This is a genomic window from Shewanella sp. K8 (assembly GCF_028823715.1).
GTDB classification, from domain to species: domain Bacteria; phylum Pseudomonadota; class Gammaproteobacteria; order Enterobacterales; family Shewanellaceae; genus Shewanella; species Shewanella algae.
In genome coordinates, this window is the sequence record NZ_JAPEHY010000053.1 from 1 (window position 1) to 20,125 (window position 20,125).

The 20,125-nt window shown below is 52.4% G+C and carries 20 protein-coding genes; 19 read left to right on the forward strand and 1 reads right to left on the reverse strand.

Going from position 1 to position 20,125, the window contains the following annotated elements:
- Positions 1-95 precede the first annotated feature (95 nt).
- Entirely contained in the window at positions 96-938 is an 843-nt protein-coding gene (locus ON072_RS20015; RefSeq protein WP_261753069.1) for a choice-of-anchor H family protein, read from the forward strand.
- 108 nt (positions 939-1,046) lie between these two features.
- On the opposite strand, the gene ON072_RS20020 is transcribed toward ON072_RS20015, so the two are convergent.
- Complete coding sequence (locus tag ON072_RS20020) at positions 1,047-2,177, reverse strand: methyltransferase (RefSeq protein ID WP_208136017.1); 1,131 nt, start codon at positions 2,175-2,177, stop codon at positions 1,047-1,049.
- A gap of 189 nt (positions 2,178-2,366) precedes the next feature.
- On the opposite strand from ON072_RS20020, the gene ON072_RS20025 reads away from it, so the two are divergent.
- The 18 genes from ON072_RS20025 to ON072_RS20110 form a co-directional block, all read left to right on the forward strand.
- Positions 2,367-3,014, forward strand: coding sequence for an alpha-ketoglutarate-dependent dioxygenase AlkB family protein (locus ON072_RS20025; RefSeq protein ID WP_025887785.1), 648 nt, complete (start codon positions 2,367-2,369; stop codon positions 3,012-3,014).
- 75 nt (positions 3,015-3,089) lie between these two features.
- Positions 3,090-3,389, forward strand: coding sequence for a BolA family protein (locus ON072_RS20030; RefSeq protein ID WP_028779744.1), 300 nt, complete (start codon positions 3,090-3,092; stop codon positions 3,387-3,389).
- Positions 3,390-3,513: 124 nt separating this feature from the next.
- Entirely contained in the window at positions 3,514-4,023 is a 510-nt protein-coding gene (gene luxS, locus ON072_RS20035; RefSeq protein ID WP_039033608.1) for an S-ribosylhomocysteine lyase, read from the forward strand.
- Between the two features lie 133 nt (positions 4,024-4,156).
- Positions 4,157-6,202, forward strand: coding sequence for a TonB-dependent receptor (locus ON072_RS20040; RefSeq protein WP_261753068.1), 2,046 nt, complete (start codon positions 4,157-4,159; stop codon positions 6,200-6,202).
- Positions 6,203-6,573: 371 nt separating this feature from the next.
- On the forward strand, positions 6,574-7,905 hold the full coding sequence (locus ON072_RS20045) for a Na(+)-translocating NADH-quinone reductase subunit A (RefSeq protein WP_044735907.1): 1,332 nt from the start codon (positions 6,574-6,576) through the stop codon (positions 7,903-7,905).
- Positions 7,902-9,101, forward strand: coding sequence for an NADH:ubiquinone reductase (Na(+)-transporting) subunit B (locus ON072_RS20050; protein ID WP_028779747.1), 1,200 nt, complete (start codon positions 7,902-7,904; stop codon positions 9,099-9,101). The genes ON072_RS20045 and ON072_RS20050 overlap by 4 nt, the downstream gene beginning before the upstream one ends.
- The gene (locus tag ON072_RS20055; RefSeq protein ID WP_025011873.1) at positions 9,094-9,882 is read left to right on the forward strand and encodes a Na(+)-translocating NADH-quinone reductase subunit C; all 789 of its coding nucleotides are present in this window, start codon (positions 9,094-9,096) and stop codon (positions 9,880-9,882) included. Before ON072_RS20050 ends, ON072_RS20055 begins: the two co-directional genes overlap by 8 nt.
- The gene (locus ON072_RS20060; RefSeq protein ID WP_025011872.1) at positions 9,882-10,514 is read left to right on the forward strand and encodes an NADH:ubiquinone reductase (Na(+)-transporting) subunit D; all 633 of its coding nucleotides are present in this window, start codon (positions 9,882-9,884) and stop codon (positions 10,512-10,514) included. Before ON072_RS20055 ends, ON072_RS20060 begins: the two co-directional genes overlap by 1 nt.
- 5 nt (positions 10,515-10,519) lie before the next feature.
- Positions 10,520-11,128 carry an NADH:ubiquinone reductase (Na(+)-transporting) subunit E gene (nqrE, locus tag ON072_RS20065; protein WP_025011871.1) on the forward strand — a complete coding sequence of 203 codons (609 nt, stop codon included), beginning with the start codon at positions 10,520-10,522 and terminating at the stop codon, positions 11,126-11,128.
- A 45-nt stretch (positions 11,129-11,173) separates the two neighbouring features.
- Complete coding sequence (gene nqrF / locus ON072_RS20070; protein WP_025011870.1) at positions 11,174-12,430, forward strand: NADH:ubiquinone reductase (Na(+)-transporting) subunit F; 1,257 nt, start codon at positions 11,174-11,176, stop codon at positions 12,428-12,430.
- Positions 12,431-12,492: 62 nt separating this feature from the next.
- Positions 12,493-13,524, forward strand: a complete 1,032-nt coding sequence (locus ON072_RS20075; protein WP_107110653.1) for an FAD:protein FMN transferase — start codon at positions 12,493-12,495, stop codon at positions 13,522-13,524.
- Between the two features lie 16 nt (positions 13,525-13,540).
- Positions 13,541-13,765 carry a (Na+)-NQR maturation NqrM gene (nqrM, locus tag ON072_RS20080; RefSeq protein WP_025011868.1) on the forward strand — a complete coding sequence of 75 codons (225 nt, stop codon included), beginning with the start codon at positions 13,541-13,543 and terminating at the stop codon, positions 13,763-13,765.
- Positions 13,766-13,869: 104 nt separating this feature from the next.
- Positions 13,870-14,850, forward strand: coding sequence for a GGDEF domain-containing protein (locus ON072_RS20085; protein ID WP_025887793.1), 981 nt, complete (start codon positions 13,870-13,872; stop codon positions 14,848-14,850).
- Positions 14,851-15,011: 161 nt separating this feature from the next.
- Positions 15,012-15,485 carry a bacterioferritin gene (gene bfr / locus ON072_RS20090; protein ID WP_025011866.1) on the forward strand — a complete coding sequence of 158 codons (474 nt, stop codon included), beginning with the start codon at positions 15,012-15,014 and terminating at the stop codon, positions 15,483-15,485.
- A gap of 10 nt (positions 15,486-15,495) precedes the next feature.
- Positions 15,496-15,963 (forward strand): bacterioferritin, encoded by a 468-nt coding sequence (gene bfr, locus ON072_RS20095; protein WP_025011865.1) that lies wholly within the window; start codon positions 15,496-15,498, stop codon positions 15,961-15,963.
- Between the two features lie 248 nt (positions 15,964-16,211).
- Positions 16,212-18,218 (forward strand): methyl-accepting chemotaxis protein, encoded by a 2,007-nt coding sequence (locus ON072_RS20100; protein WP_261753067.1) that lies wholly within the window; start codon positions 16,212-16,214, stop codon positions 18,216-18,218.
- Between the two features lie 154 nt (positions 18,219-18,372).
- Positions 18,373-19,449: a DNA polymerase IV gene (dinB, locus tag ON072_RS20105; protein ID WP_045283576.1), complete on the forward strand. Its 1,077-nt coding sequence runs from the start codon at positions 18,373-18,375 to the stop codon at positions 19,447-19,449.
- Positions 19,450-19,623: 174 nt separating this feature from the next.
- On the forward strand, positions 19,624-20,125 hold a 502-nt coding region (locus ON072_RS20110; protein ID WP_274626160.1), incomplete at its 3' end, for a hypothetical protein.

Sequence of the window (20,125 nt, forward strand, 5' to 3'; positions counted from 1 at the left end):
TCCAGGCCTGTAAGCCGACGCAGAGCACACATGGGACTTGTTCGCACCTTCCCTAAACCCGGATAAGCACGAGATGCGCCCTGTGGAGAAGCACTATGAAATTATTATCTTACACTGTATTTAGCCTGTCGCTGTTTTTGGCTCTGTTTTGGGGTGCGCCTGCAGCCTATGCCAAGGAGCCTGTTGGCGGACAAGTCTCCATCGGCCAAGAAGCGCAGCAACCGAGCGAAGAACAGGATAGCTCAGGCGCCGAGCTACGGGCGGCACAACACAGGCAGTTGCTCAAGCAACTGCAGCAGGAGTGGCAATCTACCGGAGCTCAAGTTTCCGGTGAGCGCATGACCCGCGAGCAGATGATTGCCAAGAAACAGAAACTGCCCGAGAGCCAAGCCGCGCCGCAGCGGATGGTCTCCACTACGGCCCACAGCTATTACCATGAGTTCAGCTTTTATGAGGCGGCCAGCTACCTTTATGACGATTATGACTCTGATGGCTTTTATCGCAGCTTTGCGGTGCGCTTCGATGCCGATGTTTACGGCAATGATCCGGCCGAGTCTGTGCCCGTTTATGCCGAGCTTTATCTGAGCCGCAACGGCGGTGACTGGGAGCATTACTACAGCACTGAGGTGTTCTACATTCAGGGAGACAGTACCCAGGATGACTTTGAAGTGCTCACCACGTTGGAGAGCGGCTACCCCAGCGATCACTATGATGTGCTGATCGACCTCTATGAACCCGGCTACAGTGACATAGTGGCGACTATAAGTTCTTATGAAAGCAATAGCCTCTATGCCTTGCCGCTGGAGAGTCGCGAATGGGACAGAGATGATGGCGCGACCGTGATAGTCGATGCCGGTGGCAGCCTGTCAGTGGTGGCGCTCGTAAGTCTGATACTGCTTGGCGGTTTGCGTTACAGACGCGGCAAAGTTGCCGCCTGAAATTACAAAATTTAACTATACAGGCCGGGGTCTCTCCCGGCCTGTTTCTTTCCGGGTTCCCAAAGGGGGCCGGAATGGGGCAACAAGATTTACTCTCTTTTTGTCTTTTTATTTGGAGGCTTGCAGGATCACAAACTTACCATTGGAGGCTATGGTCTTGCAGTTGCCGAACAGGCGCTTGAGCTTGATGTGGTAGCCCAGGTGACGGTTGCCGACCACATGCAGTATGCCGCCGTTCACCAGACGCCGTCTGGCATCGAGGAACATCTGCCAGGCAATATGATCTGTGATGGCCTCTCCCTGATGAAACGGCGGGTTACAGAGCACCAGATCCGGTGCGACACCGGCGCTCAAATGACTCAGACAGTCGTCCCAATAAAAGTGGCCGCGTTCGGCTTCAAAGCCATTGCCCTGCCAGTTGAGCCTGGCACTTTCCACGGCCATCTCTGAGTCATCGACAAAGTGAATGCTCGCCTCGGGATAACGCTTGGCCGCCGCAAGCCCCAAAACGCCATTGCCGCAGCCCAGGTCCACCACAGAGCTAAACTCACCTTCGGGGAGGTTGGCCAACATCAAACGGGCGCCGATATCCAGTTTGCCGGCGGCAAATACATTGCTGAGATTACAGATATTGAGGCCGAATTCGCCAAGGGGCCACTCGCTGGGGGCCGGCAATTCGCGTGCCTGGCCATCGGCGAAGGCGGTAATCACTCGGGTCTTTTTCCATGCCAGACTGGCGCTGGCCTGGCCCAGATGTTTGCCAATCAGGGCCAACAAGGCTTGATTGATGGATTTGGCCTTGGCGCCAATCAATACCCGGGTACCGGCGGGAAGCATATTGGCCAGCATGGTCAGCTGCCAGGCAAAAAAGTTGAGGTTCTTGGGCAGCTTCAGCAATATGGTATCGGGTACACAAGCTGGCATTTCCCGACTGTTTAGCCAGTGAATGTCGGCATCGCTGAGATGGTTTTTCTCAAGATTTTGTCGAGCACCAAGGTGGGAGGTGCGGGCATCTGAGCTCCAGTGAACCTTTGCATCTGGGTAACCTTGGCGAATGGCGCACAGCAGGGCGCCAAAGCTGTCGTTGATAATAAGCACAGATTGAGGCGCCTCTTCCTCGGCGAGCTGTTTGAGCAGGTGTTCATCGGCGGCGTCCCAGGCCTGGAGGTTGGATTCCTGCTCTTCGGGATAGCGGTGCAGAGTAAGCTGAATATCAGCGGCTGAGAACTGGCTGGTCATATAACTGGGCTTAAAGGACGAATTTGCGCGGATTATCGCAAATACTGGCGCTCAAGGCGATATTTGCGAAAGTCTGCCTTGGTCATTATGTAATAGAGAAGGCTTAAGCCGGGCAATAAGCCACGCAATAAGCCACAGAGAAACAATGCCATGAGTTCAAATATGAGTTCAAATATGAGTTCAAAAGAGATACAGCAGTCCTTGTTTGCGCTTGAGCCTGGGTCATCTGATGAGTCGGCAACAGGCGTGCAGCGGTTTGAGCAGCCGCCTATGTTGCTGGTGCGCGGTTATCTCAATCCAGCACAGCAGGATGCCATTTGGCGTGAGGCGGAGCATTATCCCCTGACTCGCCCCGAGCTTGAAATATTCGGTAAGCGTCACGCCATTCCCCGTACTCAGGTGTGGTTTGGCGATCACGGCTGTGATTATCGCTACTCAGGGTTATTGGTCAGGGCGCTTCCCTGGCCCAAATATCTGTTACGGCTAAGGCAAAAGCTGGATCGGGATTGGCAGCTTGGCAGCAACGGCGTGCTGGTAAACCGTTATGCCGATGGCCGCGACGCCATGGGTTGGCACAGCGACGATGAACCTGAGCTGGCAGAGGGGGCCGATATCGCTTCAATCAGTCTGGGCGCCGGGCGCGATTTTGATTTGAGACACAAGCAAAGCGGCGAGAAGCTGCGGCTCAGGCTTAACTCGGGCGATCTCTTGTTGATGCGCTGGCCGATGCAGCAGGAGTGGCAACATGCTTTGCCAAGAAGGCTGAAACTCACAGAGCCCAGGCTCAATCTCACCTATCGGCGGCTCAAACCGGGTTTTCATCCTCCTGGTGGTTGAAAATTGTCGGATTGATCTTTGTTCGCCGACGCAGTAACCTGCCGCCAATCCCAACAGCTTATATCAGGTTTTACCATGTCCGTTGCCCAGACCATAGAGCAGAAGTTGCGCCTTGCCCTGACGCCGAGTCATATAGAAGTCATCAACGAGAGCCACAATCACCATGTGCCGCCTAATTCAGAGACGCACTTCAAGGTGATCATTGTCAGTGAAGCCTTTGATGGCAAGCGTCTGCTGGCTCGCCATAGAGAAGTGAACCAGGCCTTGGCGGAAGAACTGGCCAATGGCGTGCACGCGCTGTCCATGCATACTTATACTCAGGCCGAATGGGATGCTCAAAGCGCCGTGCCTGAGTCGCCCAAGTGCCGTGGTTAAAAGTCCTGGCTTGATAAACCGCCTCCAGGGGCTGCATTTGTGTTTTGGCGCTGTAATAATAGCGCTTTGAGACGCGAAACCATTTAACAGTGCAAGCCAGCTTGCCATCCAAGGGAGAATACCCATGCCATTGTTAGACAGCTTTACTGTGGACCATACCAAGATGGAGGCACCGGCAGTGCGGGTGGCCAAGACCATGAGCACACCAAAGGGCGATACCATAACGGTATTTGACCTGCGTTTTTGCGCGCCCAACAAGGATATTCTCAGCGAGCGTGGCATTCATACTCTGGAACACCTGTTTGCCGGCTTTATGCGCGATCACCTCAATGGTGACGGAGTGGAGATCATAGATATTTCACCCATGGGGTGCCGCACCGGCTTTTATATGAGCCTTATCGGGACACCGGAAGAAGGCCGGGTTGCCGATGCTTGGTTGGCAGCCATGGAAGATGTGCTCAAGGTACAGGATCAAAAGGCTATTCCTGAGCTGAACGAATACCAGTGCGGTACCTATCAGATGCATTCTCTGGAGCAGGCGCAGGATATTGCCCGCAATATTATTGCCGCCGGTGTCAGCGTTAACCGCAACGACGATCTCAAGTTGAGTGAGGAACTGCTGAAGCAGCTCTAAATCCCGCCCGGCTTACCTCGCTCAATCAAGCGGCTTGATATTTACTCAAGTCGCTTTTTTTTTGTCCGCAAATCAGTTAGTTTACAAAAATATAACATCAAATATGCGGTAACTGCTGATAGGGGATTGGGATATGAGTCAGAGGCGTGGCTTGCTTAAGTTGAGTGCAGTGGCCGGTTTGGTGAGCGGGAGTTTGGCCGGGCCGTGGGCGCACGCTTCCGAGCCTTTGGCTGCTGATCATCCGGCTTTTGAGCCCGCAGCAATCAATGCCATGTACTATGACTCGGCCGAGCGGCAACTGACCGCCAGTGGCGAGCTTATCCCAACCCTGCCTGGCAGTTTCAGTATCCGCGGCGGCGGTGGCAGCGGCCATTCCGGAATGGCGATTATCGAAGACAGGGTCAATCTGGCGCCGGCACCTTATTCTGCACCTTATCTGTGGCAACTGCCGGATCCCGATACCCTGGTTGCCAGCTCGGCCAATGCCGCCGGTAGCTTGCTCTATGGCGGTAGCGGCAGTTTTGGTGTTTTGGAAACGCAAAGCCTGGGGTTGCACGAATCTCCGGGCAAGAGTGTGCGGCTTCAGGGCAATGAAGATAAAGGTTGGGGCGCCGAGGGCCGCGGTCTTATTGATGCCGATGACTATAAGGTATTGCTACAGGCGAGCCACAGGCGCCAGCAACCCTGGCAGGAGCCGAGAAGCGCCGAGCAGGGGCAAGACGACAGCCAGACCAAGGTCCTTTTCAAGATAGCGGCCAACAGCTTGCCGGGTGCCCGCAGTCGGCAACATACTGAATTCAAGTATCAGTATTCACAGCAGCGGCAGTTTTTGCCGGGAATGGGGCTGACGGCTGCCGATTGGCAACTGAACCCTGAGTTGGTGTATGGCGCTGCCACGCAGGATAGGCTCAAGAGCCGCAGTCACAGATATCAGCTGTCACACCGCGTTGAGCCTACTGCCGGCTCCCGGGTGTTTACCGAGCTTTACTACCATAGCCATCATAGCTCGCAGTTGCAGATGAGTTTTGCCAATGGCGCCTTTATTCAAGGTGACGTGCTTGAGCAATTGGCGGCCTTGGATGCCGATGCTATCGGCGCTGTTTCATTGGTCGACTTTCGCCGTGATGATGACTTCGAAGCTATGGGGATCCAGACTCAGGCCATTACTCAATATGGTCGCCACAAGGTGAGTTACAGTGCCCGCTGGCACAGAGACAAGGCCGAGCTGGCCCCCGGCCTGGGGACTTGGTTATGGCAGGGTGGACTACTGAGTGATACCGCGCAGAGTCTGAGTGTCAGGATTGATGACAAGGCCAGTGTCTGGAGCTCGGCGGTGACGGCTGAGCTCAATTGGTCGGCCGTGACTCTGGAGCTCGGCGTCGGCTATGAAGATGTCAGCTTGGAGCGCAGTAGCGAAACAGTGCCGCTTTCAGCCGCGGATTTCTCCGAAAGTGAATGGTTACCCACGGCCAAGCTCAGTTGGCGCGGGGAGGCACTGAGCCTGTTCATCAGTGCCGGCAGAGCCTGGGCGGCGGCGAGCCCCGGCAACCAGGGGCAACGCTCCCAGCAAGCCTGGCAATATGAACTCGGTGGCCGCTTTGAGTCAGGTAGGCTGAAAAGTGCACTGAGCCTGTACCAGCGAGACTTCGACAATCTGCATTTTGATTGCACGGAAAATAGCTTCTGCGACCCAGCGCTGCGCCTCAATCAATACAATCTCGGGGAAGTGGATGTCAAAGGCGCCGAACTGGCGCTCGACTACAGCCTGGACTCAGGCACTGTCAATTGGCCCATGGGGCTCAAGTACCATTACACCCAAGCCAAGGCGCAGCACTCGGGTTGTCTTATGCTGAGCGGACCTTGCCTGATGGCCGATAAACAGCTGCCCTGGTTGCCCGAGCATACCTTGAGTCTTCATGTTGGGCTGGAGTGGGACGGCTTTAAGGCCAGGGCTCTGGGTATATATCGTTCAGAAGTGGCAAGCCTTACCCCTCAGGTGACGGCAAAGGACAGCATGCAACTGGATCTGCTGCTGAGTTATGACTTCAACTCAAAACATCAGCTCTATTTTCGCGCCGAGGATCTGCTCGATGACGCGGGCCCGTTACGTGAAGATGACACCGGCTTGTTGGCAAGTGTTGGCCGACGTTTACAGCTGGGCTATCGGATGAAATTTTGAAGCAGAGCCTCCCCGGTAAGGCCGGGGAGGTGAAATAAGTATTTTCGACTATTTGGTTGATTAATTCTTTAAAAATGAAAAGTATAACTTTATGAGTCAGGACAAAATCCTGCCTTTCGCCCGCTTGCCGCGATCTCCGCTTGTTCAACTCCGCTCGATTCTCTCTTGGTCGCTTTGAAAGCAGGTTAAAACACTACAATTTTCGTGGCGATAGCGTTGCAATTGGGGTAAAATGCGCGCGACCAGCGTGATTGCGATCGCATTTCTGTGATAAATCTGCGCTAGCTCAACGCTCGATTTTTTGTGTGAGAGTCGGGGGTTAGCAGGAACGCGGCGCATTGTCTTTCCTTCAAAACGTAGTGCATGTGGATATGATTACAATTAAGAAAGGATTGGATTTGCCTCTAGCAGGCGGACCAAAGCAAGTTATCCATGATGGCCCAGCCATTAAACACGTAGCTACTTTGGGTGAAGAGTATATTGGCTTACGTCCAACGATGAAGATCAAAGTGGGCGATAAAGTGCAAAAAGGTCAGGTGATTTTTGAAGATAAAAAGAATCCTGGCGTCAAATATACGGCTTTGGCCAGTGGCACAATATTAGAAATCAACCGCGGCGCCAAACGTGTTCTGCAGTCAGTCGTCATAGAGATCGAAGGGGACGAAGCTGTCTCTTTTGCCAAGTATGATGCCCAGGCTCTGGATACTCTGGAACCGCAGCAGGTTCGCGACAATCTGATTGAATCAGGTATGTGGACCGCATTGCGCACCCGTCCTTTCAGTAAGGTGCCGGCAGTGGATGCGACAGCAGCGGCTATCTTCGTGACAGCCATGGACACCCAGCCACTGGCTGGTGACCCTCAAGTTGTTATCGCTGAGCATAAAGACGATTTTGTCAACGGCCTGAAAGTACTGGCCCGACTGACAGACAAAGTCTTCGTCTGTAAAGCACCAGGAGCAGACATTCCAGCGGGTAATGCCCAAGTGGAAGAGTTTGCCGGTCCCCATCCAGCGGGTCTGCCTGGAACTCATATCCACTTCTTGATGCCTGCCTCTGCCCGTCGCAGCGTATGGTACCTGGGTTACCAGGACGTCATCGCGATAGGTCAGCTGTTTACCACAGGTGAACTGAACAACCAGCGCGTTGTGGCCATCACTGGCCCTAAAGCCAAGAACCCTCGCTTGGTACGCACTCTGTTGGGTGCCAGCACTCAGGCCCTGACCCAAGACGAAGCCGATGGCCAAGTTCGGGTTATCTCAGGTTCTGTGCTCAACGGCCGTACTGCAACAGGTCCCCATGCTTATATGGGACGCTACTTCCAGCAGTTGACCCTGATTGAAGAAGGTACAGAGAAAGAGTTCTTCGGTTGGGTAATGCCTGGAGCCGATAAGTTCTCCATTACCCGAGCTTTCCTGGGTCACTTGAGTCCTTCCCGTCTGTTCAATATGACCAGCAGTACCGGTGGTTCCGAGCGGGCCATGGTGCCTATCGGCAACTATGAGCGGGTGATGCCTCTGGATATTCTGCCCACTATGTTGCTGCGTGATCTGATCTCCGGTGATACCGATGGCGCCGTAGCATTGGGTGCGCTGGAGCTGGATGAAGAAGACCTGGCACTGTGTACTTTCGTATGTCCCGGTAAGTATGACTATGGTTCATACCTGCGTGACTGCTTGGAGACCGTCGAGAGGGAAGGCTTATGAGCTTGAAAGATTTTCTTGAGCGTATTGAACCGCAATTTGAAAAGGGCGGTAAATACGAGAAGTGGTATGCGCTCTATGAAGCCGCAGCGACCATTTTTTACACCCCGGGTAAAGTGAACAAGGGCAAGACCCATGTGCGCGATAACCTGGATCTGAAACGTATGATGATTACCGTCTGGGCCTGTACTTTCCCCGCCATGTTTGTCGGGATGTACAACGTGGGTCTGCAGGCGCAAATCGCCCTGGCCGCCGGCTTCGGTACTCCCGATGTTTGGCAGGTGGGTCTGTTTGAACTCTTCGGTACTCAGCTGACAGCCGATTCCGGCTGGGCCACCTTGATGTGGTATGGCGCCTGTTTCTTCCTGCCTATATATGCCGTGACCTTCGCGGTCGGTGGTATCTGGGAAGTGCTGTTCGCCTCGGTTCGTGGCCATGAAGTCAACGAAGGCTTCTTCGTGACCTCAGTGCTGTTTGCCCTGACGCTGCCTGCAACTATCCCATTGTGGATGGTGGCACTGGGTATCAGCTTCGGTGTGGTGGTGGCCAAGGAGGTGTTCGGTGGTACCGGGCGTAACTTCCTCAACCCTGCACTGGCCGGTCGTGCCTTCCTGTTCTTTGCCTATCCGTTGAACATGTCCGGTGACAACTCCTGGGTGGTTGCCGACGGTTTCTCCGGCGCCACTGCGCTGAGTCAAGCGGCTTCAGGTACCTTGGACTACGCCTTCAACCAGAACTGGTGGGATGCCTTCTTCGGCTTTATTCCTGGTTCTGTCGGTGAAGTTTCCACTCTGGCTATCCTGCTCGGTGGTCTGGTTATCATCTATACCCGTATCGCTTCCTGGCGCATCGTCGGCGGCGTGATGGTTGGTATGATTGCCGTGTCACTGCTGCTGAATCAGGTTGGTTCTGAAACCAACCCCATGTTCGCCATGCCTTGGTACTGGCACCTGGTTCTGGGTGGATTTGCCTTCGGTATGATGTTTATGGCCACTGACCCTGTGTCGGCTTCCTTCACCAACCAGGCCAAATGGGCTTACGGTATCCTGATAGGTGCCATGGCAGTGTTTATCCGTGTCATCAACCCTGCATTCCCAGAGGGCATGATGCTGGCGATTCTGTTTGCCAACCTGTTTGCGCCACTGTTTGACCATTTTGTAGTCCAGGCAAACATCAAGCGGAGGATTGCTCGTGGCTAGTAATAAGGATTCGTTCGGAAGAACGCTATTTGTCGTCGTTGGCCTGTGTCTTATCTGCTCGATTTTCGTATCGACCGCAGCGGTACTGCTCAAGCCAACCCAGCAGGAAAACAAACTGCTGGATAAGCAGAAGTTTATTCTGGAAGCCGCCAACCTGATCGACACCAAATCCGGCAAGGTCAGCAAAGATGTGGTTCTGGAAACTTACAAAAAGTATGTTGAAGCCAAGGTTATCGAGCTGAAAACCGGTGACGAAGTGACCGATATCAACGGCGATACCTATGATCAACAGAAAGCCTCTCGTGATCCAGCCACCTCTGTGGTGCCTGAGCATGACATTGCTTCGGTTAAGCGGATTGCCAAAAATGCCGTGGTTTATCTGGTGCGTGATGATGCCGGTAAAGTGACCAGCGTGATCCTGCCGGTTCATGGCTATGGCCTGTGGTCAACCATGTACGCCTTCCTGGCGCTGGAACCGGACATGAACACCATCCAGAACCTGGTTTATTACAACCAAGGTGAAACCCCTGGACTGGGTGGCGAAGTTGAAAACCCAAGCTGGAAAGCCAAATGGCAGGGCAAGAAGCTGTTTGACGAGCAGGGCAACATAGCTATCACAGTGACTAAAAACCCAGCCGTAGCCGAGACAGACCATGGTGTTGATGCCTTGTCCGGCGCGACTCTGACCAGTAATGGTGTTCAGCACTCGCTGACATTCTGGCTGGGCGATGAAGGTTTTGCTCGCTTTATTGAAAAAGCACGCAATGGAGGATTGAGCTAATGGCCGACAGTAAAGAACTCAAACAGGTTCTCACCGGACCTATAGTCAGCAATAACCCTATTGCGCTGCAGATCCTCGGGGTATGTAGTGCACTGGCGGTAACCAGTAAGCTGGAAACCGCATTGGTGATGACCATAGCACTGACGGCGGTAACAGCGTTTTCCAACCTGTTTATCTCCATCATACGTAACCATATTCCTGCCAGCGTGCGGATTATTGTGCAGATGACCATTATTGCCTCGCTGGTAATCGTGGTGGATCAGGTGCTGCAGGCATACGCCTACGACATCTCCAAACAGCTGTCGGTATTCGTTGGTTTGATTATTACCAACTGTATCGTGATGGGCCGTGCCGAGGCCTATGCGATGAAGACGCCACCACTGATGAGCTTTATGGATGGTATAGGTAACGGCTTGGGTTATGGTCTGGTGCTGATGAGCGTAGGTTTCGTCCGTGAACTCTTTGGTAACGGTTCGCTGTTTGGTGTTGAGATACTCTCCAAAATCTCAGACGGTGGCTGGTATCAGCCCAACGGCCTGTTACTGCTGCCGCCAAGTGCCTTCTTCCTGATCGGTATTCTGATTTGGATAATCCGCACTTATAAGCCAGAGCAAGTAGAAGCAAAAGGGTAAGCGCGATGGAACATTATATCAGTTTGTTAATTCGCTCTGTTTTCATCGAAAACATGGCACTGGCCTTCTTCCTGGGGATGTGTACCTTCCTGGCCGTTTCCAAGAAAGTGAAGACGGCCATGGGTCTCGGGGTTGCGGTTATTGTGGTACTGACTATTTCAGTACCAGTTAACCAGATGATCTATCAGGGTATCCTGGCTCCTGGTGCATTGGCTTGGGCCGGTGTACCGGATGCCGATCTGAGCTTCCTTAAGTTCATTACCTTTATCGGTGTTATCGCAGCCTTGGTTCAGATCCTGGAAATGGCTCTGGATAAGTACTTCCCGCCACTGTACAACGCCCTGGGGATCTTCCTGCCGCTGATCACAGTAAACTGTGCGATTTTCGGTGCGGTATCCTTCATGGTTGAACGTGACTACAACCTGGGTGAGAGCCTGGTGTTCGGTTTCGGTTCCGGTTTGGGCTGGGCATTAGCTATCGTCCTGTTGGCCGGTATCCGTGAGAAGCTGAAGTATGCTGATGTGCCTAATGGTCTGCGTGGTCTGGGTATTACCTTTATCACTGCGGGTCTGATGGCCTTAGGTTTCATGTCGTTCTCTGGTGTGTCCCTTTAAGGGACACCAAGCGGCTTCCGAAATTGAACCTCTAAGGATAAGTTAATGGATATTCTTGGTATTTTTAAGTCTACTCCACTCGAGGTTTACCTCGGTGTGAGTATGTTTACCGCGATAGTTCTGATCCTGGTATTGGTGATCCTGTTCGCCAAATCCAAGTTGGTCTCCAGCGGTGATATTACTATTGGCATCAACGGTGACCCAGAGAAGGCGATTACCACTGCTGCCGGTGGCAAGTTGCTGGGCGTTTTGGCCAACAACGGTATTTTCGTGTCATCTGCCTGTGGTGGCGGTGGCTCTTGTGGTCAGTGTCGTGTCAACGTTAAGTCCGGTGGCGGTGATATTCTGCCAACCGAACTGGATCATATCAGCAAGGGTGATGCCCGTAAGGGTTGCCGTCTGTCTTGTCAGGTTAACGTCAAGTCAGATATGGAAATTGAGCTGGACGAAGAGATCTTCGGCATCAAGAAGTGGGAATGTACTGTTATCTCCAACGATAACAAGGCGACCTTCATTAAAGAGCTTAAGCTGCAGATCCCTGATGGCGAGTCTGTACCTTTCCGTGCTGGTGGTTATATTCAGATTGAAGCCCCTGCTCACCATGTGAAGTACAAAGACTTCGATATTCCAGCAGAGTATCGTGGTGACTGGGAACACTTTGGCTTCTTCAACCTGGAATCCAAGGTTGATGAAGAAACCATTCGTGCATACTCTATGGCCAACTATCCGGAAGAGTTTGGCATTATCATGCTGAACGTGCGGATTGCCACACCTCCACCACGGAATCTGAGTCTGCCTTGTGGTAAGATGTCGTCTTACATCTGGAGTCTCAAGCCAGGTGATAAAGTCACTATCTCCGGTCCATTCGGTGAGTTCTTTGCCAAAGATACCGATGCTGAAATGGTCTTTATCGGTGGTGGTGCAGGTATGGCGCCTATGCGTTCTCATATCTTCGACCAGCTCAAGCGTCTTAAGTCCAAGCGTAAGATGAGCTTCTGGTACGGTGCCCGTTCCAAGCGCGAAATGTTCTATGTTGAAGATTTCGATGGCCTGGCGGCTGAGAATGATAACTTTGTCTGGCATGTGGCCCTGTCCGATCCTCAGCCTGAGGATAACTGGGATGGCTACACAGGCTTCATTCACAACGTGCTTTATGAGAACTATCTCAAGTCGCACGACGCCCCTGAAGATTGTGAGTTCTACATGTGTGGACCTCCAATGATGAACGCAGCGGTAATTGCTATGCTGAAAGATCTTGGCGTTGAAGATGAAAACATCCTCCTGGATGACTTCGGTGGCTAAGCATTAGTTCATTCCCTGGCACTGCCTTTTGGCAGTGCCAGTTTGTAAGGGAAATTCATAGTATGCAGTTCAAGACCGCTAAGTTTACAACGCTGGCAAATTGGCTGGTCCTTATGGGATTGGCCTTTTTTGTTTCTGGTTGCAGCAGTCAGGATGAAGTGATTGCGCTCTCCGGCAGTACCATGGGCACCACTTATCATATTAAGGTGGTTAACAGCAAAAGTTTGCCGGATGCCCAGTTGTTGCAGGCTGAAATCGATATGGCACTGGAGCAGGTGAACGACCAGATGTCGACCTACAGACCCGACTCCGAGCTTTCGCGTTTCAATCAGCTCCAGCAAGGCCAGAGCCTGACAGTTTCAGCCGATACCATTACCAATATTCGTGAAGGTATCAGGTTATATCAGCTCACTGACGGCGCGCTCGATATCACCCTGGGCCCCTTGGTCAACCTGTGGGGCTTTGGCCCGGACAAACGGCCTCTGGAAGTGCCTTCTGCCGAGCAGATAGCCGAGGCCAAGGCGCGAATGGGGATAGATGCCATTCAGATAGAAGGGGACCTGCTCAGCAAGAGTCAGTCCAGCGTCTATGTGGACTTGTCATCCATAGCCAAAGGATTCGGGGTCGATAAAGTGGCTCGTTTGCTGGATAAGTATCAGCCCAAAGGTTATCTGGTGGAGATTGGCGGTGAGATCAGCGTCAAGGGAACCAAAGACGATGGCAAACCCTGGCGGGTGGCGATAGAGCAGCCGGCGGATAATGGCCGGGCGGTGCAACAGGTGATAGAGCCGGGCACCATGGCCATGGCTACCTCGGGCGACTATCGCAACTACTATGAGGAGGACGGACAGCGCTTCACTCATATTATCGACCCACGCAGTGGCTTTCCGGTAGAGCACAGACTGGCCTCTGTCACTGTGTTGCACCCTGAGTGTATGACGGCCGATGGTTTTGCCACTGCCATGATGGTGATGGGCACAGAAGCCTCGTTGGCCTTGGCCGAAAAGGAAAAGCTGGCCATCATGCTGATTGAAAAACAGGACGAAGGGTTTAAGGTATACTATAGCTCTGCGTTTAAAGCCTTCGTCCACTAGAGTAATTGGAGCCTTTATGAGTACTTTTATTGCGGCCTTTGTGATTCTGCTGGCGTTTTTCCTGCTGATGTCTGTGGGTTATTTAATCAAGCGCAAGGCGGTACAGGGCAGCTGTGGTGGCCTCGGGGTTTTGGGTATAGAAAAGGCCTGCGACTGTGATGAGCCCTGCGATAAACGCAAGGCCCGTGAAGCGGCTGAAGAAGCCCGGCGCGAGCGTTTAACCAAAGATAGAATTATTTGAAAAAGGGCCTCTTCGGAGGCCTTTTTTTCGCCCGCTCCGCCCGTTAATTCCTGCTGTACTACACTCTGTGGCATGGACAAGCGCTCTGTAGAGGAGATATACCGATGAGCAGGGAGCCGGAAGCTATTCTCGATTCAGTGGTACAGTTGACCGAGCAGCGGCAGTTGGATTCGCTGGCCGAGAGCCTGGTGTCCACAGTATCGCAAATGCTCAGCATTGATGAGGTGTGTATCCTGGATGTGGATAAGCTTACCAAGCGTAAGGGTGGCCTGGATGGTCAGCGCAATGTTAACGGCGCCACCTTGGCTGTATCGGTCAAACTCTGTATCGAACAGCAAAGGGAGATCTGTTTCTCCAACGGTCTGCACCAGGAGTTGGCTGTTCCCATCATCATCAACGATAAACTCACCAAGGTGCTCTTGGTCAGCGCGCCTTTATTGACTGAGCAAGATATGGTTTTGCTCAGAGGTTTTGCCAAAGTCTATGAGAACTATTTCCACATAGTGGTAGAGAGTGAAACCGACAGCCTTACCAATCTATTGAACCGCAAAGCCTTTTTGCCACAGTTATACAGTTCGGTGGAAATTGCCTGTGAACTCAAGCAGGAACAGGCGAGTATGGACGCCGAAGAGGAGCTCAAGCTGTGGATTTGCATCTTCGATATAGACTACTTCAAGAAAATCAACGATACCTTCGGCCACCTCTATGGCGATGAAGTCCTGTTGCAGGTTTCGGCGCTGATGAAGCAGGTGTTTAACCCTCAGGATCTCATGTTCCGTTTTGGCGGTGATGAGTTTGTTATCCTGCCGGCGCCGCGTACCCGCAGTGCCTTGCTTAAGTTGTGTCAGGAGTTTACCCACAGGCTGGCCAAATTGCAGCAGGAGCGGTTGGGCGGGATCCGCATCTCTATGGGCATTGTGGGAATAGATCCCCGGGTTGAGCCCGGAACCTTGCTCAATCAGGCCGACAACGCACTGTATTTTGTCAAAGGCAATGGTCGCAACCAAGTGGCGTTTTATGGGCAACTGTTGGAAGAAGGCAAGCTCCAGGGGCCACAGATAGAAGATGATATCGAGCTTTTTTGATCACTTGTGCTTAAAAGCAGCTTGCTAACCTTAGTTAAAATGATAATGGTTATCTTTTGTAAGTTTGTGAAATTAAAGGTTAATTTGTAATGCGTCCCGCTTTGGGCTAGGCTGGAAACATTGACTTGGATCAAGTTTAATCAAAGCTAAAGGACGAGATAATGAAAGGTCATCCCAAAGTGGTGTCCCAGCTCAACAAGGTGTTGACCTGTGAGCTGACAGCCATCAATCAGTACTTCCTTCATGCCCGCATGTTCAAGAACTGGGGCCTGGAAGGACTCAACCACAAAGCCTACAAGAAATCGATTCAGGATATGAAGCACGCCGACAAGCTTATCGAGCGGGTGTTGTTTCTCGAAGGCCTGCCCAACTTGCAACAGTTGGACAAGTTACGCATAGGTGAACACAGCGAAGAGATGCTGGCCTGTGACAAACAGATGCTGGAAGAGCAACTGACAGTGCTGCGAGATGCCATTGCCCTGTGTGAGACTGAGCGTGATTATGTCAGTCGCGATATCCTCGAGGATCTGCTGGAAGATGAAGAGGAACACCTGGATTGGCTGGAAGCTCAGTTTGAGCTGATAAGCCTGACCGGACTGGCTAACTATCTGCAGTCACAGATTGAGAAAGAATAAGGAGACAGGTATGAAAGGCCATCAGCAAGTCATAGATGTGCTCAACAAGCTGCTGACCGGGGAACTGTCGGCAATGGATCAGTACTTCGTGCATGCCCATATGTATGAAGACTGGGGGCTAAATGAGCTCTATGAGCGGATCAAGCATGAGTCGGACGATGAAAGAGAGCATGCCGCCAAGTTGATTGCACGGATACTGTTTCTGGAAGGCACTCCGGATGTTGCCAGTCGCGACGCCCTCACCATAGGCAAGAATGTGCAGGAGATGCTGCACAACGACTTGCAATATGAATATAAGGTTGCCGCTAACTTGAGAGAAGCCATCACCTTGTGTGAGCAACTCAAGGACTATCAGAGCCGGGAGTTGTTGGAGCTATTGCTGGAAGAAACCGAAGACGACCACATGTATTGGCTGGAGAAACAGCTGGGCCTTATCGACAAGGTTGGGCTACAGAATTACATCCAGTCCAAGATGTAACGGTATCAAAGCCGTCCCGACAGGAGCCGCTATTGCGGCTCTTTTGCTATCTGGTGCTGCATTGAGCCTGAATTAAATTTGAATGTACTTAAATTGGGCAATAAGGCACTGAATTGCTTCGGTTTGGTGCAGTGGATTGTTTACATAGAAAATTATATTGTTTCTTGTCATTTAGTATTCAAAATTGTTAACAGATTCTGATACATTGCTGGTTTCCTTAAATAAAAATATAACAAATAGGACTCGCAATGGAGCAGATAAGACGTTCTCTCAGTTTGCAACTTGTATTGGCTATCGTCGGTGCCCTGGCGCTGTTGTTGTCTATAGTGGCCGCCATGATGGTCAAGAGCAGCAGCGACGATACCCGTGCCCGCATAGATCAGGACATATCGGCGCTGATCACCCTCAAGGCCAATGAAATCGGCAATTACTTCTACGCCAAGGGGCAGATTATTCACTCTGTCTTTGCTAACCCTGCCATCAATAACTGGTTTGCCAAATACCATAGCCGTGGCTCAGATCTCAGTCTCGATCCCGGCTATCAACAGCTGGTGGATTACTTCCACTTTTTCTCCGAGCAGGACAAGGAGATCAAGTCGGTGTTCTTCGGCTCGGCCAATACCTTCGAGTACTTTGATCTCAATGGCCGTTACGATGGCGATCCCGACTACTACACCAACAAACGTCCCTGGTGGCAGGAGGCGATAGACAAAAATGGTTTGTTTGTCGGTGACCCGGCCGTGGATGCCAACGACGGCTCAATCTCGGCCACGGTCAAGACAGTAGTCAAGGATGCCAATGGTCGCCTGATAGGCATAGGCGGTATGGATATTCTCATCGATACCATAGGTAAAAACTTGTTGGCGCCAATCAAATACCGGGGCGAAGGCCAGGCGTTTTTGATGACGGAGCAGGGAAAGCTGGTTTACTTCCCGGGTTTTAACCAGGGGTTTCCCGCCGGCTCTGATGCGGCCGTTATTGACAATCTCAGCGGCGACAATCAGGGTTTTAGTGAACTGAAACGTGAAATGCAAACCCGGGATGCCGGTATTGCCGAAGTCACTTATCAGGGAGAGTTGCAGCGGGTGAGCTACATTGCCATTCGCGGTGATTATCCCAAGGTGCGCTGGTATTTGGGGTTCATGTTGCCCAATGAAGTGTTTCAGGCACCGGTGAAGCAAAGCCTTTGGCAAACCAGCCTGGTCTCAGTGGGGATTATTTTACTGGTGGCGTTAACCGTTTTCCTGATGATGTTGCCGTTTCGGCGTAATCTCAATAGCCTGCTGCACACCATGGAAGATATCGCCGAGGGTGAGGGCGACTTGTCACGCCGCATTGAAATCAACCGCGCCGATGAACTTGGGCGTCTCGGCGCGGCATTCAACCGTTTTGCCGCCAAGGTGCAGAGTCTGTTGCTGGAAACCCGTGAACTCAGTGGTCGGGTGGATAATGGTGTTGCCGCCGCGGCTGAGGTGTGTGACAACGCACTGGCCTCTGTCAGCGCCCAGAAACAGGAAATTGCCTCAGTGGCCACAGCCGCTACCGAAATGGCCCACACAAGCCAGGAGATGGCGACCAGCGCCCAACGAGCCGCCGAGTTTTCCGAGACGGCGTTGTTGCAGTCCAGAAACGGCGCAGATGTGGTGCAGCAGGCCAGTCAGGGAATGCACTCACTTTCCACTCAGGTCAACCAGGCTGCGGGGGTTATTCGGGCGCTCAGAAGCAGCTCAGAGGAGATAGGCGAGGTGCTCAGTGTGATCCGCGCCATTGCCGAACAAACCAATCTGCTGGCACTCAACGCCGCCATTGAAGCGGCTCGCGCCGGCGAGCAGGGAAGGGGCTTTGCGGTTGTGGCCGATGAGGTGCGCACCCTGGCATCCCGCACTCAGGACTCCACGACCAATATTCAGGGTATTATCCAGACTTTGCAGCAACAGGCACAACAAGCCGAACAGGTGATGGAAGCCGGAGTCAGGGAGGCCAACCAGGGCCAAAGCCTGACTCTGGAAGTTGAGCGGGCACTGACAGAAATAACCGCGGCAGTGGATGCCATCCAGCTGCAAACCATGGAGATCACTGCGGCGATAGGCCAGCAGGCTGTGGTGGCCGAAGAAGTGGCCTGCAACATTGAAAATGTTCGTGGCCGCTCCGATGAATCCCTGAGCGCCAGCGAAGAGCTGTCACATCAGATGCAGGCATTCCAACAGTTGGCCACGGCTCTGGGGCGCAACATAGGTCAGTTCCGCATCGATTAAGACGAGCTTTAAATCCATTAAGGAGAGCCCTGGCTCTCCTTTTTTGCTCTCGATTGATCTGCTTTTTCGTTATCCTGGCTTGTTAACTGTGTTTTTATACAGTACTCTGTTTGTGTCCGGCTCGACCGAGCCCTTTGAGATCCGGAAAGCAAGCTTGAGAAAGATCATACATATCGACATGGACTGCTATTTTGCCGCAGTGGAGATGCGTGATTTTCCAGAATATCGTGGCCGACCTCTGGCCGTCGGCGGCAGCAGTGACAGACGCGGGGTGATAAGCACCTGCAATTATGAGGCGCGTAAATTTGGCGTTCGCTCAGCCATGGCCTCGGCCTATGCGTTAAAGCTTTGCCCGGAGCTGCTGCTGATCCCCGGGCGCATGTCTGTCTATAAGGAAGTCTCGGCAGAGATCCGGGCCATCTTCGCCCGCTATACCTCACTGATTGAACCTCTGTCGCTGGATGAAGCCTACCTGGATGTATCCGATAGCTCGTTATACCAAGGCTCGGCCACCCTCATTGCCGAGGCTATTCGCGCCGATATCCTGGCAGAAACCGGCCTGACGGCTTCGGCAGGTATCGCCCCGGTCAAGTTTCTCGCCAAGGTGGCATCGGATCTCAACAAGCCCAACGGCCAGTATGTGGTCACGCCACAGGCACTGCCTGAGTTTGTAAAAAACCTGCCGCTTATCAAGATCCCCGGCGTCGGTAAGGTCACCGCCCAGAAGCTGGCCGATATGGGGCTGCATACCTGCGCGGATGTGCAAAAGGTGCCGCTGACCAAGTTACAACAGCGGTTTGGAAAGTTTGGTACCTTGCTTTATGAAAGGGCTCAGGGGATAGACGAGCGTGAACTGACCATCAACCGAGAGCGCAAGTCTGTTGGGGTAGAAACCACGCTGGCAGAGGATATTCATACCCTGGCCCAGTGTCGCCAGGTAATGCCACAGTTGGTGCAGGAGTTGGCCCGCCGTCTGGAGCGCGGAGCCAAAGACAGGCAAATTCATAAGCTGGTAGTCAAACTCAAGTTCAGTGACTTTAAACAGACCACTATAGAAACCCGCTCGAGTGAGTTATCTGTGCGCCTGCTGGATGAATTGCTGACCCAGGCACTGCAAAGAGCCAACGGCCGAGGCATCCGTCTGCTGGGGGTGGCTGCCGGGCTGGTCAGCCAGGATGACAGCCACTCACCGGCAGAGGAAGCTTTGCAGCAGTTGGACCTGGCTTTCTAATCCCCAATTGACGGCTTGAATTCGGGGGAAAGATCACGACTCACAAGCATAGCTGGCGATACTTTACCAAAGTTCTAGTGCACCGAACGAGTCATAGCGAAGATACTGGCTTGAATACAAAACCGTGGCCAATTTAACTTGACCACTAAAGTTAACACTTATAAAAGGGACTTTATGAACAGTAAATTAAGTAAAAAATCGACTTATGTAATGCCTACCAGTAAAGACAATGGACGTGAGGGATTGATTCAAAGTGTTTCTCCAGAAAGCCAGCAAGAAGAAAAATTGCCACCATTGAATTCTCAGGAGCTTAAGGCGTTGAAGCATAGGGTTAAAGAGGCTAGAGAGCGCGGGTTTGCCCCCCAGTCAAAGCTGCTGTCTGGGGACTATAAAAATATTTCCGACTGGCGAAATGGGCCAAAAAACAATGGAGAAAAAGCATATGAAGACTGGAAGGACTGGGGGCAGTGGGCAAATTGGAGCTTACCTCTTTTAATTGAAGACCAAATCGAACAAATACTAGAGTTTCTTGTTAATAGAGCAGCTTCTCCAGAGGAAGTGTCGACACTTAACAACTTTTCCCCGCCATACCGAGACTGGATTAAAGTTAAGGACAAAATACATCAGAGTTTTAAAAGTCGTTCAGCAATAAGGCCCCTGTTTATAGGGTTAGAGG